The organism is Rhodanobacter aciditrophus, assembly GCF_042679525.1.
GTDB lineage: Bacteria > Pseudomonadota > Gammaproteobacteria > Pseudomonadales > Marinomonadaceae > Marinomonas > Marinomonas aciditrophus.
In genome coordinates, this window is record NZ_JBHTMN010000004.1 from 76,042 (window position 1) to 99,288 (window position 23,247).

18 protein-coding genes are annotated in these 23,247 nt (G+C 46.7%); 13 read left to right on the forward strand and 5 right to left on the reverse strand.

Annotated features, from left to right (window positions below; translation table 11 throughout):
• Positions 1–20 precede the first annotated feature (20 nt).
• From ACFQ45_RS03125 to ACFQ45_RS03155, 7 genes are all read left to right on the forward strand, one after another.
• Entirely contained in the window at positions 21–2,744 is a 2,724-nt protein-coding gene (locus ACFQ45_RS03125; RefSeq protein ID WP_377365241.1) for a methyl-accepting chemotaxis protein, read from the forward strand.
• A 5-nt stretch (positions 2,745–2,749) separates the two neighbouring features.
• Positions 2,750–3,547, forward strand: a complete 798-nt coding sequence (locus tag ACFQ45_RS03130) for a CheR family methyltransferase (protein WP_377365243.1) — start codon at positions 2,750–2,752, stop codon at positions 3,545–3,547.
• A gap of 9 nt (positions 3,548–3,556) precedes the next feature.
• Complete coding sequence (gene cheD, locus ACFQ45_RS03135) at positions 3,557–4,171, forward strand: chemoreceptor glutamine deamidase CheD (protein ID WP_377365245.1); 615 nt, start codon at positions 3,557–3,559, stop codon at positions 4,169–4,171.
• A gap of 12 nt (positions 4,172–4,183) precedes the next feature.
• Positions 4,184–5,221: a protein-glutamate methylesterase/protein-glutamine glutaminase gene (locus ACFQ45_RS03140; RefSeq protein WP_377365247.1), complete on the forward strand. Its 1,038-nt coding sequence runs from the start codon at positions 4,184–4,186 to the stop codon at positions 5,219–5,221.
• Positions 5,222–5,286: 65 nt separating this feature from the next.
• Complete coding sequence (zapE, locus tag ACFQ45_RS03145) at positions 5,287–6,426, forward strand: cell division protein ZapE (RefSeq protein ID WP_377365249.1); 1,140 nt, start codon at positions 5,287–5,289, stop codon at positions 6,424–6,426.
• A gap of 96 nt (positions 6,427–6,522) precedes the next feature.
• Positions 6,523–8,013 carry a CoA-acylating methylmalonate-semialdehyde dehydrogenase gene (locus ACFQ45_RS03150; RefSeq protein WP_377365251.1) on the forward strand — a complete coding sequence of 497 codons (1,491 nt, stop codon included), beginning with the start codon at positions 6,523–6,525 and terminating at the stop codon, positions 8,011–8,013.
• A 198-nt stretch (positions 8,014–8,211) separates the two neighbouring features.
• Positions 8,212–9,786 (forward strand): sensor domain-containing diguanylate cyclase, encoded by a 1,575-nt coding sequence (locus ACFQ45_RS03155; RefSeq protein ID WP_377365253.1) that lies wholly within the window; start codon positions 8,212–8,214, stop codon positions 9,784–9,786.
• 98 nt (positions 9,787–9,884) lie between these two features.
• On the opposite strand, the gene ACFQ45_RS03160 is transcribed toward ACFQ45_RS03155, so the two are convergent.
• The gene (locus ACFQ45_RS03160; RefSeq protein WP_377365255.1) at positions 9,885–12,188 is read right to left on the reverse strand and encodes an FdhF/YdeP family oxidoreductase; all 2,304 of its coding nucleotides are present in this window, start codon (positions 12,186–12,188) and stop codon (positions 9,885–9,887) included.
• 12 nt (positions 12,189–12,200) lie between these two features.
• Positions 12,201–12,989 carry a formate dehydrogenase accessory sulfurtransferase FdhD gene (locus tag ACFQ45_RS03165; RefSeq protein ID WP_377365257.1) on the reverse strand — a complete coding sequence of 263 codons (789 nt, stop codon included), beginning with the start codon at positions 12,987–12,989 and terminating at the stop codon, positions 12,201–12,203.
• A gap of 460 nt (positions 12,990–13,449) precedes the next feature.
• Between ACFQ45_RS03165 and ACFQ45_RS03170 the strand changes: the two genes are divergently transcribed.
• Positions 13,450–14,847: a peptidoglycan DD-metalloendopeptidase family protein gene (locus ACFQ45_RS03170; RefSeq protein ID WP_377365259.1), complete on the forward strand. Its 1,398-nt coding sequence runs from the start codon at positions 13,450–13,452 to the stop codon at positions 14,845–14,847.
• Positions 14,848–14,903: 56 nt separating this feature from the next.
• Here the strand turns inward: ACFQ45_RS03170 and rsgA are convergent, their stop codons facing one another.
• The gene (gene rsgA / locus ACFQ45_RS03175) at positions 14,904–15,887 is read right to left on the reverse strand and encodes a ribosome small subunit-dependent GTPase A (protein ID WP_377365261.1); all 984 of its coding nucleotides are present in this window, start codon (positions 15,885–15,887) and stop codon (positions 14,904–14,906) included.
• Positions 15,888–16,242: 355 nt separating this feature from the next.
• On the opposite strand from rsgA, the gene ACFQ45_RS03180 reads away from it, so the two are divergent.
• The gene (locus tag ACFQ45_RS03180) at positions 16,243–17,913 is read left to right on the forward strand and encodes a diacylglycerol kinase family protein (protein ID WP_377365263.1); all 1,671 of its coding nucleotides are present in this window, start codon (positions 16,243–16,245) and stop codon (positions 17,911–17,913) included.
• 21 nt (positions 17,914–17,934) lie between these two features.
• On the opposite strand, the gene ACFQ45_RS03185 is transcribed toward ACFQ45_RS03180, so the two are convergent.
• Together ACFQ45_RS03185 and hisA are read right to left on the reverse strand one after the other, a co-directional pair.
• Positions 17,935–18,711 carry a hypothetical protein gene (locus tag ACFQ45_RS03185; RefSeq protein ID WP_377365266.1) on the reverse strand — a complete coding sequence of 259 codons (777 nt, stop codon included), beginning with the start codon at positions 18,709–18,711 and terminating at the stop codon, positions 17,935–17,937.
• A 124-nt stretch (positions 18,712–18,835) separates the two neighbouring features.
• Positions 18,836–19,603: a phosphoribosylformimino-5-aminoimidazole carboxamide ribotide isomerase gene (hisA, locus tag ACFQ45_RS03190; protein ID WP_377365268.1), complete on the reverse strand. Its 768-nt coding sequence runs from the start codon at positions 19,601–19,603 to the stop codon at positions 18,836–18,838.
• 129 nt (positions 19,604–19,732) lie between these two features.
• On the opposite strand from hisA, the gene arfB reads away from it, so the two are divergent.
• From arfB to cydX, 4 genes are all read left to right on the forward strand, one after another.
• Positions 19,733–20,146 (forward strand): alternative ribosome rescue aminoacyl-tRNA hydrolase ArfB, encoded by a 414-nt coding sequence (gene arfB, locus ACFQ45_RS03195; RefSeq protein WP_377365270.1) that lies wholly within the window; start codon positions 19,733–19,735, stop codon positions 20,144–20,146.
• Between the two features lie 208 nt (positions 20,147–20,354).
• Entirely contained in the window at positions 20,355–21,932 is a 1,578-nt protein-coding gene (locus tag ACFQ45_RS03200) for a cytochrome ubiquinol oxidase subunit I (RefSeq protein WP_377365272.1), read from the forward strand.
• A 1-nt stretch (position 21,933) separates the two neighbouring features.
• On the forward strand, positions 21,934–23,070 hold the full coding sequence (gene cydB / locus ACFQ45_RS03205) for a cytochrome d ubiquinol oxidase subunit II (RefSeq protein ID WP_377365274.1): 1,137 nt from the start codon (positions 21,934–21,936) through the stop codon (positions 23,068–23,070).
• Between the two features lie 41 nt (positions 23,071–23,111).
• Entirely contained in the window at positions 23,112–23,228 is a 117-nt protein-coding gene (gene cydX, locus ACFQ45_RS03210; protein WP_377365276.1) for a cytochrome bd-I oxidase subunit CydX, read from the forward strand.
• The last annotated feature ends 19 nt before the right edge of the window (positions 23,229–23,247 follow it).

Consider the following 23,247-nt stretch of genomic DNA (forward strand, 5'->3'; position numbering starts at 1 on the left):
CAAAGGGAGAGTTTGCGACAATGCTTAAAAATTTAAATCTACCTGTTAAGTTTTTGATCTTAGGGGTGTTGGTCATTATTTCCGTCGGTTTGCCGAGCAAACTACTGTACGACGTAGAGAAAGGCCTAGTTGATGTATCCTATCAAGAGTTGATGGGGGTGAAGCCTTTAAATGATGTGACTTTACTTGTGCAGTCTTTGCAAGCTCATCGATCCTTGTCGTCTTCTTACCTTGATGCATCAGGCTCTGGTGCAGACTTAGCCGTCGCGACCGCCTCGGTACAACAATCTTTCCAAGCATTACAGCCAGCTTTAATGTCCATGTATCCGGATTCCGGAATGCATGAGCACTTTGAAAACAGTAAAAACGCTTTTGGTAAGCTTTTGGCTCGTGTGCAAGGATTTGGCTTAACACCTTCAAGATCCTATCAGCTCCATACCGCCATCATTGATGAGCTTATGTCAGAAGTGATGCCGCACATTATGGAAGGGTCAGGGTTAAGTTATGATCCTGCTGCTGAAACTTACCATTTGATCATTGCCAACTATGAAGGGGTGCCGTTTGTCATAGAGGGCGTGCAGAACTTAAAAGGCATCGTCAATGGTTATGCTGATAGCTCTCTAATAGAACTGACTGGCCCTCTACGTGATGTGCATCACAATTTAGAAGCAGCGTTTGAAGCCAGTGGGGATGAGCGTGTTCAAACACAACTGAATACACTCGAAAGTCTGCAAGCCACCCTTAAAAATTTGATTACGCCAATTGTGACAGGCTCCATCAGCCAAGGTGATGTAGCATCGATTAATGCTCAATTAAACCAAGTGTCACAAGAATTGCTCGCACTGATGCAAGGCAATGGTGTTTTGCTACAAGAGCTACTTGAGACCCGAGTTTCTGTGGCTGAACAGCAGTTGAAAACCCATATCGGTATTGTGGTTGCGGTGGTTTTGTTAGCTATTTTGCTAAGCATTTTAGTCATTAAGGTGATTAACGGTGCTTTGAGATCTCAATTAGCTGCCATCAAGAGTATCTCCGAGGGTAAACTGGAATTGAGTTTAGATACTCACCGTCGAGATGAATTCGGTCTTGTTAACAAAGGGCTTGCGGACATGGCCAAGCGCCTACATACCGCGAAAGAACAGGCTGATGCTCAGCAGGCTGATATTGCCAGCACCTTACTGGAGTCCACACGAATCCAAGAAGCTCTAAAAGCAACTTCTACAAACGTGATGATTGCTGATGCAGACCGCAATATTTTGTTTATGAACAAATCTGTGGTTACCATGCTGCGCAGAGTAGAGAATGAGCTTCGTCAAGCTCTGCCGCACTTTGCTGTTGATAAAGTCATCGGCAGTAACATGGATATTTTCCACAAGAACCCCTCTCACCAGAAGCATTTGTTAGAGGCTTTAAAGCGCCCTTATCAAAGCAATATTGTGGTGGGCAACTTGCACTTCCGCTTAACCGCTAATCCAATTTTTGATGGCAATGGTGAGCGTATCGGCTCCGTCGTAGAGTGGTTGGACCGTACCGCCGAAGTCCAAGCTGAAAAAGAAATCGGACATTTGGTGAACGAAGCGGCAGCCGGTAATTTTACCCTTCGTGTCAAAGAAGACGACAAAAAAGACTTCATGCTGTTTATGGCTCAGTCTTTAAATCAGCTGATGACCACGGCAGATGAAGGTCTTGCGGATGTGTCGCGAGTCTTGATGGCCCTAGCGGATGGTAACCTAAGCGAGCGGATTACCAACGAATACCAAGGTCAGTTTGATAGCCTAAAACGTTACTGTAACGATACCAGTGAAAATCTTGCCACCATGATCGGCCAGATTCGCAGTGCAGCAGAAACCATCAACATTGCTGCGGCAGAGATTGCCCAAGGTAACGCTGATCTATCTAGCCGAACAGAAACTCAAGCGTCTAGCCTGCAAGAAACTGCCTCAAGCATGGAGCAAATGACCAGCACAGTGCGTTTGAATGCTGACAATGCAGACGAGGCGAACAAACTGGCGTCTCAAGCGTCAGGTGTCGCAACAGAAGGGGGGGAGTTAATTTCCCAAGTTGTTACGACCATGGCGTCTATTAATGATTCATCCAGAAAGATTTCTGACATCATTGGTGTGATTGATGGCATTGCCTTCCAGACCAACATCCTTGCTCTGAATGCTGCGGTAGAAGCGGCTCGAGCTGGTGAGCAAGGTCGTGGCTTCGCGGTGGTTGCGTCAGAAGTACGAACCTTGGCACAACGCTCAGCCAATGCGGCGAAAGACATCAAGGATCTGATTTCTGACTCTGTGAGTAAGATTGAAGATGGGAATGCCTTGGTGAATCAGTCAGGGGAAACCATGGGACAGATTGTTGAGGCGATTAAACGCGTTAACATGATCATGTCTGAAATTGCTGCAGCTTCCTCACAACAGGCCTCTGGCATTGATGAGATTAATCATGCAGTGACGCAGATGGATGAGATGACTCAACAGAATGCGGCCTTGGTGGAAGAGGCCGCAGCCTCTGCAGAAAGCATGCGTACCCAAGCGTCTGCCCTAGAAAACCAAGTGTCAAAATTCATTTTGGATGCGAACCATTCCACGAGTATTCCGACCTTAGAGCATATTGCCAAAGCGTCGCCTAAGCCCGTTCATACGCAAGTGAAGCCGAAAGCTTCCGTCGCAAAACCGGCTAAGCCTTCAGAACCGAAGGGCGCCTCATCCCAAGGGGATGATGGCGAGTGGGAGGAGTTCTAAACTGAATGGATAGAGAGTTTCCCTATACTCAAGCTGATTTTAATAAGGTTCGAGCCTTTTTATTACAGCTTACTGGCATCAAACTGGCCGACAGCAAGGACTCTCTAGTCTACAGTCGTTTGGTGCCACGTTTGCGCAAATTGAAGCTGAATTCCATAGGGCAATACATTGATTACTTAGGTAAACATCCCGACGAAGAAGAGCACTTTATAAATTGTCTCACGACAAATTTAACGTCCTTCTTCAGGGAGCCTCACCACTTTGAAATCTTGTCTGATTTTATTGCCAGTGGGGAGCGGGTGGAACGTGTCTGGTGCGCCGCCTCCAGTACGGGTGAAGAACCTTACTCGATTGCTATGACCTTGGTGTCTGCTGCGGGCAGCTTTGAAGACGCAGCCCACGTCATTGCATCAGATATTGACAGCAATGTATTGCGCCATGCCAGTGATGGGATTTACCCCCTCGATAAAATCGATACCTTAGAGCAGAAAAAAATCTTTTTTATGCGTGGTAAGGGGAGCAATATAGGTAAAGCTAGAGTGCGGCCAGAACTCAGAAAGCTACTTGAGTTTCAGCGTATTAATTTATTTGATGAAGAGTACCCAGTTAAAGCGGGGTTGGACGTTATCTTCTGTCGCAACGTGATGATTTATTTTGATAAGAGTAATCAAGAGAAGATCTTACTAAAGTTGCTTAGCAAGTTACGCCCAGGTGGCCTTTATATTGCGGGGCATTCGGAAAACTTTTCTCAATTCCCGCACCTCATTAAACCGATTGGTCGGACGGCCTATATTAAGTTGTAAGGTATAAGCATGGCAATTAGCGCAGAGGCGCAAGAGCATTTTGCTACCCACAAGTTTTTTGATAGCCGATTCAAATCCGCCGCAGTAAAAGTATTGCCGGGAGAGTATTACGCAACCAAGGATGACCTAATGATCACCACTTTATTGGGCTCCTGTATTGCAGTGTGCTTATACGATCCCAAACATAAAGTAGGCGGTATGAATCATTTCTTGTTACCTGAAGGAGGGGACGGAGGAGATCTGTTGTCTACCTCAGGTCGCTATGGTGTGTATGCCATGGAGCTTTTGATTAACCATATTGTTAAGCTGGGTGGCGCTCGAAAACACCTTCGTGCAAAGGTATTTGGTGGTGGAAACGTCATAAAGTCCATGACCCACAGTAAAGTGGGGGACCAAAACGTGACCTTTATAATGGGGTTCCTTAAAAATGAAGGAATCCCGATTGATGCAGAAGATGTGCTAGATATTTATCCTCGTAAAGTGAACTTTTTTCCCTTCAGTGGGCGAGTGATGATGAAAAAACTGACTAGCCATTATGACCATGAGCTGATCGATAAAGAGATCAAGCTGCGTAAAGTGGTCACCCAACACAAGACTGAATCAGGTGATGTTGACCTGTTCTAGTAGGTGGATTGTATGTCGAATTCTAAAATAAAAGTCCTGATCGTAGATGACTCTGAACTCATTCGTACTATTTTGACTGAGGTGATTAGCTCTGATCCAAGCCTGCAAGTGGTGGGAGCCGCTTGTGATGCATTTGAAGCCCGCGCGATGGTGAACGAGCTTAAACCGGACGTTATTACACTGGATGTGGAAATGCCAAAGGTTGATGGCCTGCGCTTTCTTGAAGTCTTGATGAAAGCGCGTCCCACCCCGGTCATTATGATCTCCACTTTAACCCAGGTGAATGCAGATACCACTTTGCGCGCCTTGGAATTGGGAGCGGTAGATTATGTTGCCAAGCCCTCAATTAATGAAAGTCGTCTCTTCAAGCAATACGCCCAGACCATTATTCGTAAGGTTAAGCAGGCTGCTGCTTGCCGAGTGATCCCTGCGGTTCCTGATGCCGCAAAACCCATTCGATCAGCTCCCATTAAAGCGAATCGAGTCCTTGCCATTGGTGCCTCTACGGGGGGAACGGAAGCGATTCGTAGCGTCATGCAGCAAATCCCACCGGAAAACTTTGCCGTTGTGATTGTACAGCACATGCCAGCGGGATTTACTACCACCTATGCAGAGCGCTTAAACCGCACCACAGGGTTCCATGTCATTGAGGCCAAAGGTGGTGAGGTGGTAAAGCCGGGAACAGCTTATTTGGCCCCTGGTGATTACCATCTTAAGGTTATCCGTAAAGGGAACCAGCTGGTGACGCAGGTATTTAAAGACGAAAAAGTCTCCGGCCACCGCCCATCGGTAGATGTTTTATTTGACTCTGTTGCCGAGGAAGTGGGTAAACATGCTCTGGCGACACTCCTCACAGGTATGGGTAAAGACGGAGCTACGGGGCTGAAAAATATCCATGACAAAGGGGCAATCACGGTGGCCCAAGATGAGGAAACTTGTGTGGTGTTCGGTATGCCGAAAGAAGCCATCAGCCTAGGGGCCGTGACTAAGGTTGCCCCACTCAATAAAGTCGGTGAAGCACTGATTGCTTCATTACTGCCTCAACGGTAAGTTTAATCACTCGCCCTGCGTTTTTCTATGAACGGGGGCTGTTCTCTTGATGGATCAGTCAATTCATGCAACACCATTCACCAAGCGACCAATACCAGTCTTTGGTCGCCCAGCAAACTATTGTGTTTGATACGACACAACAGCCTGCATTACAAGCACTAGATACACTCTGGCAAACCCTGCAAACTCCCAAGCGCAAACGCCGTAATGATTTGGCCCGAGGGATTTACCTATGGGGTAATGTGGGAAGGGGTAAAACCCTATTGATGGATTTGTTCTATGAAGCCTTGCCAGAGGGCATTGCCATACGTCAGCATTTTCACCATTTTATGGCAGCCTTACACAGGGAGCTCAATACGACTTTTGGTGTGGCAGATCCAGTAAAAAAGATTGCTCAACGCATGGCCGCCCAAACCCGTGTCCTGTGTTTTGATGAGTTTTTTGTGTCGGACATAGCGGATGCTATGTTGCTCCAGAACATGACCCAAGCCCTGTTCGAAGAAGGGGTGTATTTGGTTGCTACGTCAAATATTGCGATTCAGGACCTGTTTCAAAGCCAGTTGCAAAAAGACCGTTTTGCTCCCGCCATTGCTTTATTAGATCGGCATCTTCAAGCCTATAATCTGAATGGAGAGGTGGATTATCGGTACCGTTTACCCCTTGACCAACCAAGATATTTTACCGCTTATTCCGATCTTACTAAGTATGTTGAACAAGCCTTTCGACTAGTAGAGCGGCCTTCAAAAGTGACCCTAAATGGACGCCCATTGCCTGTAAAAGTTGAAGCTGATCAGGTGCTTTGGTGTCACTTCTCTGATCTATGCGAAAGCCCCAAGTCCACCCAAGATTTTATAACCTTGGCTCAAGACTATAAGGTGATTATCGTCAGTGATATACCGGAGTTAAGTAATCAACCTTATGAGCGCATCAAGGCAAGGGGAACGGAAGATGGGGCAATCGGTTCCGGTGCAACCGGTGACCGCATCGTCGAGCTGGGTGTCAACGATGACGCAGTCCGACGTTTTATCGCATTGGTTGACGAATGTTACGACCAAGGCGTCGCCATGGTATTTCACGCTGCAGTGCCTTTAGAGCATCTCTACACGAACGGATCTTTAACGTTTGAGTTTCGTCGTACCCAAAGTCGAATCACCGAGATGCAAACGACCCATTACTTGGAACAAGTGGACACCATTATAAGTTAAGCGTTTGTTTAACTAAGTGTAAAACATTCCGGATTTTTTAAAGTATTCTAGATTGCGATAGTGGTGTGATATCACTATCGCAAACTAGGAGTAATCATGGACATCGTTGGTCACCTAATTAACGGCAAAATAGATGCTAGCGCTTCTCGCCTTCAAGACGTATATAACCCAGCGACTGGGACTGTCAGTAAACAGGTAGCCATTGCTTCAAAGGCAACCGTGGAGGAGGCGATCGCTTGCGCCCAAGCCGCTTACCCTGAATGGCGTAATACTCCTGCCATTAAACGCGCACGTATCCTATTTAAATACAAAGAATTACTCGAACGTCATGCGGACAAGATTACCGCCATGATAGGTGCGGAGCATGGCAAGATATGCCATGACGCGGCAGGTGAACTGCAGCGAGGTATAGAAAACGTTGAATACGCTTGTGGCGCACCGGAGCTTTTAAAAGGGGAGTTCAGTAAAAATGCGGGACCAGCCATCGATTCATGGAGTGAGTTCCAACCTTTAGGCGTTGTGGCTGGCATTACACCTTTTAACTTTCCCGCTATGGTGCCTTTGTGGATGTTCCCAATGGCCATTGCCTGTGGTAACACCTTTGTATTAAAACCCTCAGAGCGCGATCCAAGTACCGCATTGTTCATCGCTGAATTGCTACAAGAAGCCGGATTACCGAATGGCGTCATGAACGTAGTCAATGGTGACAAAGAAGCCGTTGATACTTTACTGACGGACAAACGTGTTAAAGCGGTGAGCTTTGTTGGTTCCACTCCCATCGCGGAGTACATTTACACCACTGCGAGTGCCAATGGTAAGCGCTGTCAGGCTCTAGGTGGGGCGAAAAACCATGCTATCGTAATGCCGGATGCAGACATGGAAAACACGGTTAATCAATTGTTGGGGGCTGCCTTTGGGTCCTCTGGTGAGCGTTGTATGGCACTGTCTGTGGCAGTCACTGTCGGTAAAGAAGCTGGCGACAAGTTGATCGCGCAAATGCGTGAGGCCATGGACACTCTAAAAGTGGGTGAGTGTTCGGATGCGTCCAATGACTTTGGTCCTGTGATCACAAAAGAACATAAAGAAAAAGTGGTTGGCTTTATCAACAGTGCCGAAGCACAAGGTGCAACGGTTGTGGTGGATGGTCGTAATCCACAGGTCGCAGGTTATGAAAATGGCTTCTTTGTTGGCGCTACCTTAATCGATAATGTGACCAAGGATATGGACAGTTACCAGCAGGAGATCTTTGGACCGGTGCTACAGGTTATTCGTGCTGAGACCATGGAAGAGGCGATGCAGCTCATTAATGATCATGAATATGGTAACGGTACTTGTATCTTTACTCGCGATGGGGAAGCAGCGCGTTATTTTTCTGATCATATTGAAGTGGGCATGGTAGGCATCAACGTGCCACTTCCTGTGCCTGTTGCGTACCATAGCTTTGGCGGGTGGAAACGCTCCTTGTTTGGAGATCTTCATGCCTATGGTCCGGATGCGGTGCGCTTTTACACTAAGCGTAAAACCATCACTCAGCGCTGGCCCTCTGCTGGTGTGCGCGAAGGTAAGAGTTTCGCATTCCCTTCTTAAGGGAGGTTAGACAGACAAAAAAGCCGCTTAATGCGGCTTTTTTTATATCTAAGTTAGTTTAGATGTCTCTAAATTAATCTCTCAATTTTGCCTAATAGGCTTTTGAATCCTATATAATAAGGTGCAAGATAAATATTTTTTTGAGCTCTAATAGAATATATGGGCTGTAAATCCGAAGCTGTATGGAAGTAAAGGTAAATGGGGATTTATCGTAGGGTATTGCGAGCCGATTTGCGTCGACTTGTTTTGATTCTCACTTTTAGTAGTGTGTTAATTACGCTCGGAAACAGTTACTTTGCTATTTATCATGTGCAAAGAGATTTGCTCATCGAAAATACCTTAGCATCAAATCAAAGATACGCGGAAAAAGTAGCAGAGTCCGCGAATCGAATGTTGCAGTCTGCTGAGCAGTTGGTGGCTTACAGTGCGACAGACCTGGCTAAAAAGATTGATGACCCCGGGGCTCTTGAATCAGAAGTTCAGCGTTTAATCGGCCAAAGTGACATATTCAATTCCGCTGTCATTGTAAATAAAGAGGCGCAGATTATTGCTGTGGCGCCGGAATCCTTACACCTAAGTGGTTATGTATTGCCAGAGTCGGCTCGACAAGCTTTCAATGCACAGCGTGCGATGATTTCCGACCCATTTCATTCCGTAACCGGTAATACCTTGGTAAGTGTGTCTCACCCTATCCTTGGGGCTCAGGGAGAATATCTAGGATACGTTTCTGGCACCATCTATCTAAATAAAATTGGTGCTCTGTCTCACCTGTTGCGCAATCAATTATTCAGTGATGAATCCTACTTATACGTAGTAGATCGAAATGGTGAGTTACTGTTCCACGTAGACCCAAATCGTATTGGCCAAAATGTTGGGCAGATGTATTTAGTACAGCAATCCTTAACTGGAGTATCCGGCAGTGCCCGAGGCATCAACTCTTTGGGCATAGACATGCTGGCGGGGTTTGCCCCTATCTCTAGTTCTGATTGGGGGTTAGTGGTACAGCGACCGACTAACCTTGTTTTAGCCGATTTAAATGACAATCTTGCACCAGTATTTTGGCGCTCGTTACCCATCGTTTTCGTGACCTTATTATTGGTTTGGTTAGTAGCCCATTGGATTACCTTGCCTCTACGGAAATTGGCTAAAAACGTTGGGCAGTTGGACCACCAAGACGCTTACGATGCCATTGTGAATACCAAGGCTTGGTACTTCGAAGCATCCCAATTGAAAATGTCTATGCTGCACGGATTAGGGTCCTTTAATGAGCGTATTCATAAGCTGGATGATGCGAGTCACAAAGATCCTTTGACCCTATTGCTTAACCGTCGTGGCATGCAGCGTGTATTAGATCAATTTGAAGCCAGTGATACGCCTTTTTCGGTGTTAGCGCTGGATATAGATCATTTCAAAAGCGTAAATGACCGTTTTGGCCATGATGTAGGTGATCAAGTCATTCAAACCTTGGGTGAGGTGATGATGAAAGCTGCGGGTGAACATGATGTCACCTGCCGCGTAGGTGGGGAGGAATTCTTAATGTTTTTACCTCACACTTCTCTTGATCGGGCCACCTTGGTAGCGGAATCATTGTGTGAGCAAATAGCCTATGCAGACATGCCTAAGGTGAAGCGTATTACGGTTTCCATTGGTGTCAGTCATAACCCACAGCCAGTGTATCAGGCTGGTATTGATATTACCCTAAAGCGAGCTGATTCTGCTCTTTATCGGGCAAAAGATGCAGGGCGTAATCGGGTAATGGTGGTTGAGTCGTAATAGTCTAGTTTGACCTCCTTGGGTATTAGATAAAAAAAGACCCGCTTTTGGCGGGTCTTTCTGTTTATCGAGTCCATCTGTTTTTCTAGATATTCCGTTTAGCGAATTCGATCGGTATCCGATTTGCTGGCGGTCAGCTCTACCGCAATACTTTTTGACGTGGGTGTATTACTGAATTCACCATGGCTGTCTAGAGGAACTAATGGGTTTGTTTCTGGATAGTAGGCGGCGATGTTGCCCGCTGGGATATCGTAAGGCACCAGCTTGAAGTTACGGACGACGCGTTCTTGGTCATCGTCCCATAATGTGGCCATGTCTACAGATTGACCTTCACTAAAGCCTAAACGCTTAATGTCCGCCGGATTCATAAACACCACATCTCGCTCGTTTTTAATGCCACGATAGCGATCATTTAGACCGTAAATTGTGGTGTTGTACTGATCATGGGAGCGTAATGTCTGCAGGATCAGAGAGGTCTCCGTAAGTTTGTTACGGGCCTGAGCCGGTAGGATGTTTTCAGGTAAATCATGGGCATGAATTAATGCCTTCTTACTTGGTGTACTCCACGCACGATCACGAGCGCTGTTACCTAAGTAAAAGCCTCCCGGTGTTTTGATCTTGTTGTTGAAGTTATCGAAATTTGGAATGGTATCGGCAATCAGCTCGCGAATACGGCCATAATCTTCTACCAATGACATCCAATCCACTGGGTGCTTGCCAAGAGTGGCTTCAGCCATCCCGGCGACGATCCAGGGTTCTGATTTTTGTTGTTCAGACAAGGGCTCCATCACTCCGCCTGAAGCATGCACCATGCTGAAGGAGTCTTCTACGGTGACTTGTTGTTCACCGTTTACCTGTCGGTCAATGTCGGTACGCCCAAGGCAAGGCAGGATTAAGGCGTCTTTGCCGGTGATCAAGTGGGAGCGATTCAGCTTGGTGCTGATTTGTACCGTCAGGTCACATTGCTCTAGGGCTTTTTGCGTGGCGGCTGTATCCGGTGTGGCCGCGGCAAAGTTGCCTCCTAATCCAATAAATACTTTAATCTTGCCCTCACCCATAGCACGGATGGTGTCCACGACGGCTAGGCCTGATTGGCGCGGCATAGGCATCTTAAAACGTGTTTCTAAAGCATTTAAAAAGGCTTCCGATGGATGCTCATTAATGCCCATGGTGCGATCACCTTGCACATTACTGTGACCTCGCACTGGGCAGGCGCCAGCACCGGGTTTGCCAATGTTGCCCCGCAGTGACAAGAAGTTCACGATTTCATGGATGGTGGCAACAGAATGATGATGCTGAGTGATGCCCATGGCCCAGGTGCAAATGACACTGTTGGCATTGATGTACACATTAGCGGCGTGTTCAATTTCATCACGTTTTAACCCAGACTGGTCGATGATTTGCTCCCAAGAGGTGGCACGTACCTTCTCAAGATAATCATCAAAACCTTGTGTATGTTGCTCAACAAATGGCCAGTCGATGAGGGCTTCTCCCGCATCTTGGCGTTCAACCAAATGCTTGGCCATGCCTCGAATCGCCGCCATATCTCCACCAATTTTTGGGGTGAAATAGCCCGTATTCACTGGCTTGGAGCTGTTGGTCATCATCTCAACAGGCTTTTGGGGATTTTGGAATCGTTCTAAGCCCCGTTCTTTTAAGGTGTTGAAGGTCAAAACTTGAGCGCCACGGTCCACTACTTCACGCAAGGTATCCAGCATTCGTGGGTGATTGGTGCCGGGATTTTGACCAAACACAAACACTGCATCCGCTTCTTCAAAATCCTCAATGGTCACCGTGCCTTTACCAATACCAATACTACTGATCAGAGCATAGCCGCTGGCCTCATGGCACATGTTTGAACAGTCTGGGAAATTATTGGTGCCATAGGCCCGTACAAACAACTGATACAAATAGGCCACTTCGTTGCTAGCGCGGCCAGAAGTATAAAATGCCGCGTCATCCGGTGACGGAAGGGCTTTTAGATGTTTGGCGATTAAGGCAAAGGCATCGTCCCAGGAGATGGTTTCGTAGTGGTCTGTCTCCGAGTTGTAGCGCATGGGTTCTGTTAAACGACCTTGGTACTCAAGGAAGTAATCACTTTGAGTGTTTAACCATGACACATCGTATTGAGCAAAGAAGTCCGCATCCACTTTACGCCCCGTGGCTTCCCAGTTCACCGCTTTAGCACCGTTTTCACAAAAGCGGATTTTAGAGGGGTCATGCTTTTCGCCCCAGGCACACCCTGGACAATCAAAACCATTGGGTTGGTTCGTTTTTAGTAGGGTATGGACATTGCGTACGGCGTTGTCGCTTTTTAGCAGGTGTTCTGTGGTGCTTTTCAAGGCCCCCCAACCACCTGCTGGGCCAGAGTAAGGGGTAAAGTACGAGTCTTTTTTACTCATGATTCAGTTCCTTTAATTGTAATGACGCGGGGCGGCATGTCGTGGTAAGTGCACAAGGTGTAGCCCATAGGCTCGAGCTTGTGACACCGCCAGCGTACTTGGCGAAGCAAGGTGACCGAGACTGGCGATCTCAGCCCTAACTCCTTTTTGAATAAGTTCTGTACTGCACCGACTAGACATCAAGATATGACAGCCTTTAAGTGGATGTTTGTCGATTAGCGCTTTGCCGATGAGTTTGTCTAGAGCGTTATGGCGCCCGATGTCTTCTGCAAATAATCTTGGAGTACCATCGGACTCCATGAGTAATGCGCCGTGAATAGCACCACTGATTTGGCCAATATGTTGGTAGTGGTCAAATTGTGTTTTTGCTTTTAACCAAAGGTCATCCGATAGCTGTGGTGATGTGGGTAGCTGGGGGAGTCGCGGAAAGCTTTGTTCTATGGCTTCAATACCGCATAGTCCGCAACCCGATGTACCTTTACGTTGACGCATCACTTGGCTGGCTCGTTGTTGCGCACGGCCAGTTAATTGAATGTTTACTTGGATATGACTAGGAATGGGCCCTGTCGTTAAGTCAGCCTGAGAAATGTTCATATCAAGCACTTCTTTCGAAGAAGTGATCAGTCCTTCGGCGAAACAAAATCCCATTACAAAAGCTTCAACATCTATTGGTGTGATGAGAATGACAGCATAGTTAAGGTCATTGATACTGATGGCAATCGGGTATTCCTCGACCAATGCCGCAGTGTCTTCAATCTGCTGACTGGTGAAATGATAGCTGTGTGTGCCCGTACTGCTCATAGTGTTGTAGCCCGTTTACTTTGCAAGCGTTGATGTCTAGCGATTGTTATTTTTGTCTTGCAGGGAATGTAGCCCATTTGCAACAACCGCGCATGTGTAAAAAAGACATCAAATTGACTTTGTGCACATGAGTATACGAGGTTACGCAGGTGAAGTTGGCATAGAAATAGGGAAAGAAGTAACAAAGCGCATGTGTTGCCGAGGGTTGCTCTTCCTGTAGGGCTTCTGAATAGGGGAAACTTTATGATTAAAGTTACTGTAAAACCGTGAATTTGCGCTAGTTTGTGCTGATTGATGATCAACAGACTGTTATTTTTTTTGAGACTCAGGCAAGATGAGACGGCTTAATCAGCTTGTCGAATGCTTATGGTGGCCCCTCCGTCTGTGCCAGATCGACAATGCAATCGTATATTTTACAACGTGGCAGCGGAGAGCTGCCCAGGAAAGAAGTTTACTCTCTATGGCTCACCCTAAAAGGAAACCGCGTTGGCTCCCAAGCGGACCACGCCTTTGGCTCCTTCTGATTGTCTGTGTGTTTGTGTTTTTCTTGCTGGTATTTGATGACTCGGTAGAGGACGATCAGCGCGCGGAAAATTTTAGCGCTTTACCTAATCAACGCATCACCCTTGCTCCCATCACGACACAAATAGCGGATGTACCTAGGCCTCCGTCCCTAGACCAGCTCGCTCCATTGATCCCGGAGGGTATTGGAGAGGGGGGCAATGTCGCTTCCTCTGATTCTATTGAAACGACGCCAGTAGATGGGGTCACTCAATCGGTTCCAAAGCCCAAAATTGTGGAACACACGATTGAGTCCGGTAACACCCTTGAGGGGATATTCCAGCGTTATGGGTTTCCCATATCGACGCTTTATAGCATTTTAGAAGCGGATCAAGAATACCTGGTATTGGAACCCTTGCAAGTCGGTGACAAGCTTCGTTTTGAAACAAATCCTGAGGGGGAATTGGTGCGTTTATCCCGCAGTATTGACCCGAGTAAGACCATTGCGTATGAGCAACATGAAAACGGCGGCTTTGTTTATAAAGAAGATCTGAAACCCATTACTTGGAGTCAATATGCCAAACATGGGTCAGTAGAAGGTAGCTTTTATTTATCAGCTAAGCGTGCTGGTTTATCCGATGCCAATGTCATGATCATCAGTGACTTACTGAAAAACCGCTTTGATTTCCGCCGAGATCTGCGTGCTGGGGATGAGTTCGATGTGGTATTAAAGCAAGGTGACGTGGAAGGAGAGCCCGTAGGCTCCGAGCAAGTGGAAGCAGTGCGTATTAAAGTGCGAGGTCAGTTTTATCAAGCTTTCTTAAATGCCGATGGCCGTTTCTATGATGAGAAGGGCAATAGCTTGACCCCAGCGCTTCGACGTTGGCCGACTTCGGTCACTTACCGTATCAGCTCTGGCTTTAATCCGAACCGATTACACCCGGTGACGGGGCGTTTGTCACCCCATAATGGCACAGACTTAGCGACACCTTCAGGAACCAAAGTATTGGCCACGGGGGATGGTATCGTAACTCGAACAGCTAACCATCGTTATGCGGGACGTTATATTGATATCGATAACATTGGTAAATACAGCACCCGCTTTTTACATTTAGACAAAATCTTAGTGAAGCCTGGGCAACGGGTGAAGCGGGGTCAAGTGATTGCGTTATCCGGTGCCACAGGCCGTGTGACTGGCCCACACTTGCATTATGAGCTACATGTGAACGGTCGCCCTGTAAATCCTATGACGGCGAAGATACCGACCATGCAGTCCATCCCGAAAGCGGAACGGGGGGCATTTGATAAATCCATTGCCACATGGACACAGTTGATGGATGCTCGGGAGACACTGTAACGATCAATAGACATAAAAAAACTGCCAATAGGCAGTTTTTTTATTTATGGGACTGCTTATTCTGACATGCTGTGTTTTCGAGCTCTCACATCAGAATGGGCGCTGCGATGGAACTTGTCTTGGGGCTTTGACTTCTTTGACACATCTAAGTCTTGATAATGACCATAGGTGCGGCGGAAAGCATCTACCCGTTGCTCTTCGAGCTTACCATCCTGTACGGCTTGTTTGATGGCACAACCAGGCTCATTGGTATGGGTGCAGTCGTTAAAGCGGCAATGGCTTGCAAATTCTAGTACGTCTGCGAACTCACTGGTTAAGTTCTGATGGGCGGCACTGGCTTGCAACTCACGCAACGCTGGAGAGTCTAGCAGTACTGCTCCATTTGGTAATGCAAACAAGGCATCCTGCTGCACACTAAAGTGAGTCGAGGCTTGATTTAAGTCGATGAGGTTGCGCACTAGACGTGACTTACCTGATCCAGGTGCCCCCAAAATGGCAATGGTTTTGCCTTTCTTAAAAAAGGTTGTCAGGGATTGAAGAGGTGTTTCAGACTTGGCGTTGACCGTTTCAATGATTAACAGAGGATCTAGCTGCTGTACCTGAGCTTGCTTTTCTTCTGTGTCTTCACATAGGTCTGCTTTTGTTAGTACCACAATGGCATCGGCTTCCGCATCGTGGACTAATTCTAAGTAGCGTTTGATTAAATCCAGATTAAAGCTATCGTCTAAAGCACAGACAATAAGAACCGTGTCCACGTTTGCAGCGATCAATTGATCGTCTTCATTAAATAACGCGCTACGATCTAGCTTACGAACAAATTCGAAATCTTGGTCGATCACAACCCAATCACCAATGGTCATATTAGGTTGATTAGGCGCACTCTTAAGAGCAGTGATACCTTGTTCAGAGATAAGATCATAACCGGAAGAGCTAACATGACATACACGCGCAATAAGGTTGGCGTCTAGGTCATCCAATGACAACTGTTGTTGGAAATAGGTTTGCCAACCTAAATCAAACAAAGAGATAGATGCATCCATTAAAACAACTCCAGGTGAAAACCACCGACGAACAAAAAACTGAGAACCGCTAGAATGCAGTAGCAGTTATCCCGAAATGTTTGCTCTTTTTTAAGCAGACAATTTCGAGATTAGCACAGAGCGCAATGACCACAAACGGATTTTTAAAGACTTTTGTTTAGGTTATGTAGCCCAGTTTAAAAGCAAAATTTCGCGACCTTTAAAGTTTATAGAATATGTCAAAAACAATATATTTTTAGGAGAAGCTTTGAATCCTAAGGAAAGTAGGCTTTCTTATAACACTAAGCATCGGTATGGTTATCTTATAATCAGGAAAACAGCATCGCCAATGGCGAAAAGTAGGGAGTAGTGTCGCATGTTGTTACAGCCAAATTTGTACTTGCTGATCGCAATGGTGTTTATGTTTTTTACCATTGTTACCGCGGATAATTATTTTCGCTGGGCTTGGTTATGGACTTCATTTTCATTTTTCTGTGTAAGCTTAGCCTACTTGTTAAATAAACCGGCCATTTTCCGTAAAAGAGAAGACGGTACGATTCCCTATTTTATTCGTTGGGCTTTCTGGCCATTTCTTTGGGCCACTCAATTATTTAATGCCATTGCCCGTAGCAATGATGAGGCACCCGCTATACAAGAAATAGAGCCTGGGTTATTTTTGGCGCGTCGCTTGTTTCCTTCCGATCTACATACCATAAAACATCATAATATCGGGGCAGTCTTAGATGTCACAGCAGAATTTAACTCCCTAAATTGGACCTTGCTCGGGGAGGATATTGATTATCTAAACTTGCCTGTTTTAGATCACTCAACCCCTTCTGATGTGCAGGTTCAGCGCGCTTTAAATTGGATTCATACCCATCGTAAAGATGGTCGTAGTGTCATTGTGCACTGTGCTTTAGGGCGGGGGCGATCAGTGTTTATGATGGCAGCCTATTTACTGAGCCAACATCCTGAGAAAACACCTGCGTGGGTGATTAAGCATATTAAGCAGGTTCGTAAGAGTGCTCACCTTAACAAAAAGCAGTTTCATCGCTTGAGCGAGATGCATCACGCCAAGCAATTAATTGTGCGTAATAGTGCTTGGCTGATTGCCAATCCCGTCGCCGGAACCCGCCAATGGGAGCAAAGCAAGGCACGGATTCTTGAGTTATTGTCCCCTTATTATGATTTGACCATACGCACTACAACCAAAGACTACAATGGCAGCTACTGGGCTAAACGTGCTTTGACGAAGAAACCAGACTTAATCATTGGCTGCGGCGGAGATGGTACCATCGCAGAGGTGGCTCAAGAGTTGGTGAACACACAAATGAAGCTGGGTATTATTCCCCTCGGGACAGCCAACGCTTTGAGCTACGCCCTGTGTGGTATCGGCGTAAAGTTAGATCCTATTGATACGGCCTGCATGGCCCTAATTGAAGGGGTGGAAAGTCGGATCGATACCGCCCGTTGTAACGATGAAGTGATGTTGTTGCTCAGTGGGGTTGGCTTTGAACAGCAGATGATCGAGAAGGCCGATAGGAGTAAGAAAAACGACAGTGGTCAGTTGGCTTATCTACAGGGGTTGTCTGAAGCCGTCAGTGACAATGTGACTAAGACTTACCAGGTCACCATAGATGATGAAGAGACATTTGAATTAGCGACACCTAGTTTGACCATTGCTAACGCGGCGCCAGTGACAACCTTATTAGCCCAAGGGCGTGGGGCACCTGATCTTACCGATGGCTTGCTAGACTTAACTTGGTTAGTACCAGACCGGCCGCAAATCTTAAATTTAATGGAGTTAATCGGGCATGGTTTGCGTAACCGTTTAGATCCCCATGACTATGAAGGCGTGAACCATATGACGGCCTACCGAGTAAAAATCGAGTCTGAAGAGGACATTGATTATGTGTTAGACGGGGAGGAGCGTACTGCAGACGTTTTGACGGTGGAGGTAGTGCCTAAATCCCTTACGGTGCTAGTGCCCGCAAAATTGGAAGCCCAGCGTGATAAGTTTAAGGAGAAAGGAGAACCAACTCCTTAAACTATCGACTAGTACTTGGGGTTAGCTACCTTGAATGCGAGTAGCCAAAGAGCCCTCGATGGATCCTTTTAAATCCGCTGTAGACGCCTCAAAGGACATCTCGTGTTTTGCGTTATTGGGGCCAAAAGTTCCCACTAAGGTTCCGTTGATAACAATCTGGTAGGCCTCAGTAAAGGTTAACCGCATGGGTTCTGTTGTGCTGTTTTCCATCAGCATATTCTCGTTTAAACGAACGACCCGAGATTCACCTCGTACCCAATTGCCAATTAAAGGTTGGGCGCTGAAATCTTTTTCGCTCTCAACCTTAAGATCCGATAAATACACTTGAATCACATCGCCAAATTGAGGGCGCTGACGGCGTTGCTCAACACGAGAATCCAGAGCTTTTAATTCTGCTACAAGGGTTTGATTGTAGGCTTTTACTTCCTCAATTTTCCCCATCAGAGCTTCACGATCATAACGATCTGAAATCATGATGCTTGGTTTTTCTGGCACGGCTCCAGAGCGAGTTTTGAGCTCGGCAATGTTTTGATTTGCCACGGTGCGAATGCTGTCAAATTCTTTTATTAATTCCTGATGAGACGGAACAAGAGCCTCTTGCGACGTGTCTTCATCGGCTTTTTGCTCTTGAGCAGGCGCAGTCACTTGCGCTTTGTTGTCTTGATCAGTGATGTTTGTTGTGTCGTTTTTTACTGCTTGCTCAACCGGTGTAGAAGGTGTCGTCGTCTGTTTAACTGGCAAGGAGCAGGCTGCCAAAAGTAGCGGCAGCATTAAAAATCCGGCGCGAGAAAGTCTCATAGTCGAATTGTTTCCTAATGTAAAATAAAGTATCTGCCAAGTATGCGGCAACAGGGTAGGGATGTCGAGGGCGCAAAATCATATATGGTGGGAGTTGAGCTAGACTCCCACCAATGTTTTTTGGCTAAATTTTGCCTTGGTTCCAAAGAATGCAATCATCAAGAGTCACACCTTGACCACCAAAAATGTCTAAGGCTGAGCCAATGGTGAGATCAACCTTGCCATTTGATAGTTCATGGACACGCTTTAAATCAGCCAATGAGCGGGCTCCGCCAGCATAGGTGACGTCTACTGGACAGCCTTGACCCAACAGGGTTACGAGACGTTCATCAATGCCTGCTTGTAGGCCTTCAACGTCCGCCGCATGGATCAAAAACTCATCGCAATGATCCGCCAGCTCCACTAAATTGTCTAAGTTGACTTCCGTTGATGTAATGGTTTGCCAGCGATCTGTGGCGATAAACCAGCTTTCACCAACACGGCGGCAACTTAAATCCAACACCAAACGTTCAGTACCTGTTTCTCGTTTAATCTTATCGAGGCGATCCCAAGAGAATTCACCGTCTTCAAACAGATAAGAGGTCACGATAACATGGGAGGCTCCTGCTTCGAGGAATTCTGCTGCGTTCTTTTTGGTAACGCCGCCGCCGTACTGTAACCCATTGGGGTAAGCGCGCAGTGCACTGAGTGCCTCCAGCTTGTTTTCCTTATCTTTCCCAAGTGCAATAACATGGCCGCCCTTTAATTCATGATCACGGTATAAGCTGGCGTAGTAGGCCGCATCGTAGTCACTGATAAAGTTCTCTTGGGCTCCGTTGTCATTCAAACTACCTCCGACAATCTGTTTAACTTTGCCTTGGTGTAGGTCGATGCATGGGCGAAATAGGGTCACTGATGGCTCCATTTGTTTGTCATAAGGAAGCGGATTGTAGCGGAGTTGAGAAAAGAAGCGAAGGGTTGACCCTTGAGAATGATCAAGCTGGTATAATGTTCGCTATTCCCAAAACCGAATGGACAATTAATGAGTGTAGTTCTATCTAATCAAGTGAGTATACCCGATGACGAAATAGAGCTGACTGCTATTAGAGCTCAAGGAGCGGGTGGTCAAAACGTCAATAAGGTATCCAGTGCCATTCATCTCAGGTTTGATATTTCTCAGTCGTCTTTGCCTGAGGCCTATAAAGAGAAGCTTCTGAGCCTGAGTGATAGCCGTTTAACAAAAGACGGTCAGCTGATTATCAAGGCACAGCAGTTTCGTACCCAAGAGGCGAATCGAGAAGACGCATTGCAGCGCCTGAAAGATATAATCCTGACGGCCATGACGCCGCAAAAAGTGCGCCGTGCTACCAAACCCACCAAAAACTCCCAACGTCGTAGACTGGATCAAAAAAAACAGCGCGGACAAATCAAAAGCCAAAGGCAAGCTAAGTGGTAACCCACCACAAATATTAGTTTGTTTGCACTATTAGCGATATTTATTGATCTATCGCAATACCCTCCTGACTCAGCTCATTAATAATGGGCACCAATGCTAGACATAGACTTTGTGAATGCTTAGCAAATCGTGGCGACCTAACAAATAAGAGCACGAACCAGTGCCTCAAAATGCCGCCGTCATCTCACGTTAGACATGGGTTTCAATCATGATCAATGAAGCAGTTGTAGAGCTCTCGCGATTACAGTTTGCGCTAACGGCCATGTACCACTTTTTGTTCGTACCACTGACCTTAGGCCTTTCTTTCTTGCTCGCTATTATGGAGTCTGTTTACGTCATCACAGGTAAACAGGTTTATAAGGATATGGTGCGCTTTTGGGGCAAGTTGTTTGGTATCAACTTCGCACTAGGTGTTACCACAGGTCTGACTATGGAGTTCCAATTCGGGACTAACTGGTCTTACTACTCTCACTACGTAGGCGATATTTTCGGTGCGCCTTTGGCGATCGAAGGTCTGATGGCGTTCTTCTTAGAATCAACCCTAGTGGGTTTGTTCTTCTTTGGCTGGGACCGCTTGAGCAAAGTGAAACACCTAATGGTGACCTGGTTGGTGGCCTTGGGTTCTAACCTTTCTGCCCTGTGGATTTTGATTGCCAACGGCTGGATGCAAAACCCAGTAGGCTCTGAGTTTAATTACCAAACCATGCGTATGGAGTTGGTAGACTTTGGTGCGCTACTGCTAAACCCAGTTGCTCAGGTGAAATTTGTTCACACTGTCTCTGCAGGCTATGTAACCGGTGCGGTCTTTGTGCTGGTGGTATCCAGCTACTACTTGCTTAAAAATCGTGACCTTGCGTTTGCTCGTCGTTCTTTCGCCATCGCTTCTGCGTTCGGTTTAGCGTCTGTGTTGAGCGTTATCATCCTAGGGGATGAATCAGGCTACGAGCTAGGGGAAGTGCAGCGCGTGAAACTCGCGGCAGTTGAGGCAGAGTGGGAAACTCACGAGGCACCAGCCCCCTTTACCATCATTGGTTTCCCTAATCAGGAACTGGAAGAAACCGAGTTTGCATTGCAAATCCCTGGTTTGATGGGCTTGATTGCAACACGTTCTTTGGACGAAGAAGTGGTCGGTCTAAAAGACCTTAAAGAATACCACCGACAACGCATCATCAATGGTATCTATGCGAATCAGCTACTAGCGGATTTGCGAGCCGGAAATGATGATCCTCAATTGATCGAAAACTTTGAAAAAGTAAAAGACGATTTGGGCTATGGACTGCTGGTAACAGCCTTTACCGAAGATCTAGATAATGTCACTCCAGAGCAATTGGATATGGCGGTAGAGTACTCCATTCCTAAGGTGGCGCCTTTGTTCTGGTCATTCCGCATCATGGTGGCAGCAGGCTTCTTGATGTTGGTTGTGTTTGCAGCGGCTTTCTACCAAAACGCTCGTCGACGTATCGGTCAAAACCGCTTGTTCCTAAAAGCCATTATGCTCACCTTGCCATTACCATGGATTGCCTGTGAAACAGGTTGGTTTGTGGCCGAATATGGCCGTCAGCCTTGGGCGATTGGTGAAGTGCTTCCAGTACATGTGGCGGTTTCTAACCTCACTACAGGTCAAATCTGGCTGTCTATGGGCTTGATGACTGCTTTGTACACTGTGTTCTTAATTGCAGAAATGTATCTGATGATTCGTTTTGCAAAACAAGGTCCTTCTAGCCTGCATACCGGCCGTTATGCCTTAGAAAAAGAAACAGATCAGTTGAAAGGTCAGGAGGTTTAAGATGGATTACGAAGTATTAAAAGTCATCTGGTGGCTACTGGTCGGCGTTCTGCTGATTGGTTTTGCCATCACCGACGGGTTTGATATGGGTGTGGGCAGCTTGCTTAACGTTGTCTCTAAGGACGATGCTGAGCGTCGCGTGATGATTAACTCGATTGCCCCTCACTGGGATGGTAACCAAGTTTGGTTTATCACAGCGGGTGGTGCCTTGTTTGCTGCGTGGCCAATGGTTTATGCCACCTCTTTCTCTGGGTTTTATGTGGCCATGATTTTGACCTTGGCGGCTCTATTCTTCCGTCCGATCGGGTTTGATTACCGCTCTAAGTTGGAAGGTTCTAAATGGCGTAAAAGCTGGGATCTAGGCATTGGCTTTGGCTCAGCTGTACCTCCCATCATTTTTGGTGTGGCGTTCGGTAACTTGCTACAGGGTGTGCCATTCCAGTTTGACGAGTACTTGCGTGTTACTTACACCGGGTCATTCTTCGCTTTGTTGAACCCGTTTGCCATCGTATGTGGCCTGGTCAGCTTGCTGATGCTGGTCACCCAAGGTGGCGCTTGGTTGCTGATGAAAACGGACGGTGATCTGTTTCACCGAGTTAAGAAAGCAACCTTTATCAGTGGTTTGCTCACCGCAGTCTTGTTTGCTCTGGCGGGTATTTGGTTAGCCGTTGGTATTGATGGTTACGTAATCACCAGCGAAATCGATGGCAATGGCGTCTTAACACCATTGATGAAAACAGCGGAAGTTCAGCAGGGGGCATGGTTAGCAAATTACAGTGCTGTACCGGCATTGATATTAGCGCCTGTTGTGGGTCTTGGTGGTATGGCTTTGGCTGCTCTGTTTGCTGCTGCAGGTCGTGGTGGCATGGCATTCCTAAGCTCTTCTCTGGGTATTGCTGGGGTGATCTTTACAGCGGGTGGGTCTATGTTCCCATTCTTGATGCCGTCTTCTACCTTCCCAAGCATGAGTTTGACTATGTGGGATGCGACATCCAGTGAAACGACGCTGATGATCATGTTTGTCGTGGCGTGTATTTTTGTACCGATTGTTCTTTTATACACCCTTTGGAGCTACTTGGTGATGTTCGGTCGTATGACCAAAGAGCACATCGAGAAAAACTCTCACTCACTTTATTAATAGAAATGGGGCAGGTCGCTGCCCCAATTTGAGGAGTTACTATGTGGTATTTTGCATGGGTTCTAGGCATCTTGTTGGCGTGTTCATTCGGCATCATTAATGCAGTGTGGCTTGAGTTTTCAGGCTACGAAGGTGAAGAGCCAGAAGATTCCTATTAAGGTTGTGTTAGCCAATCAT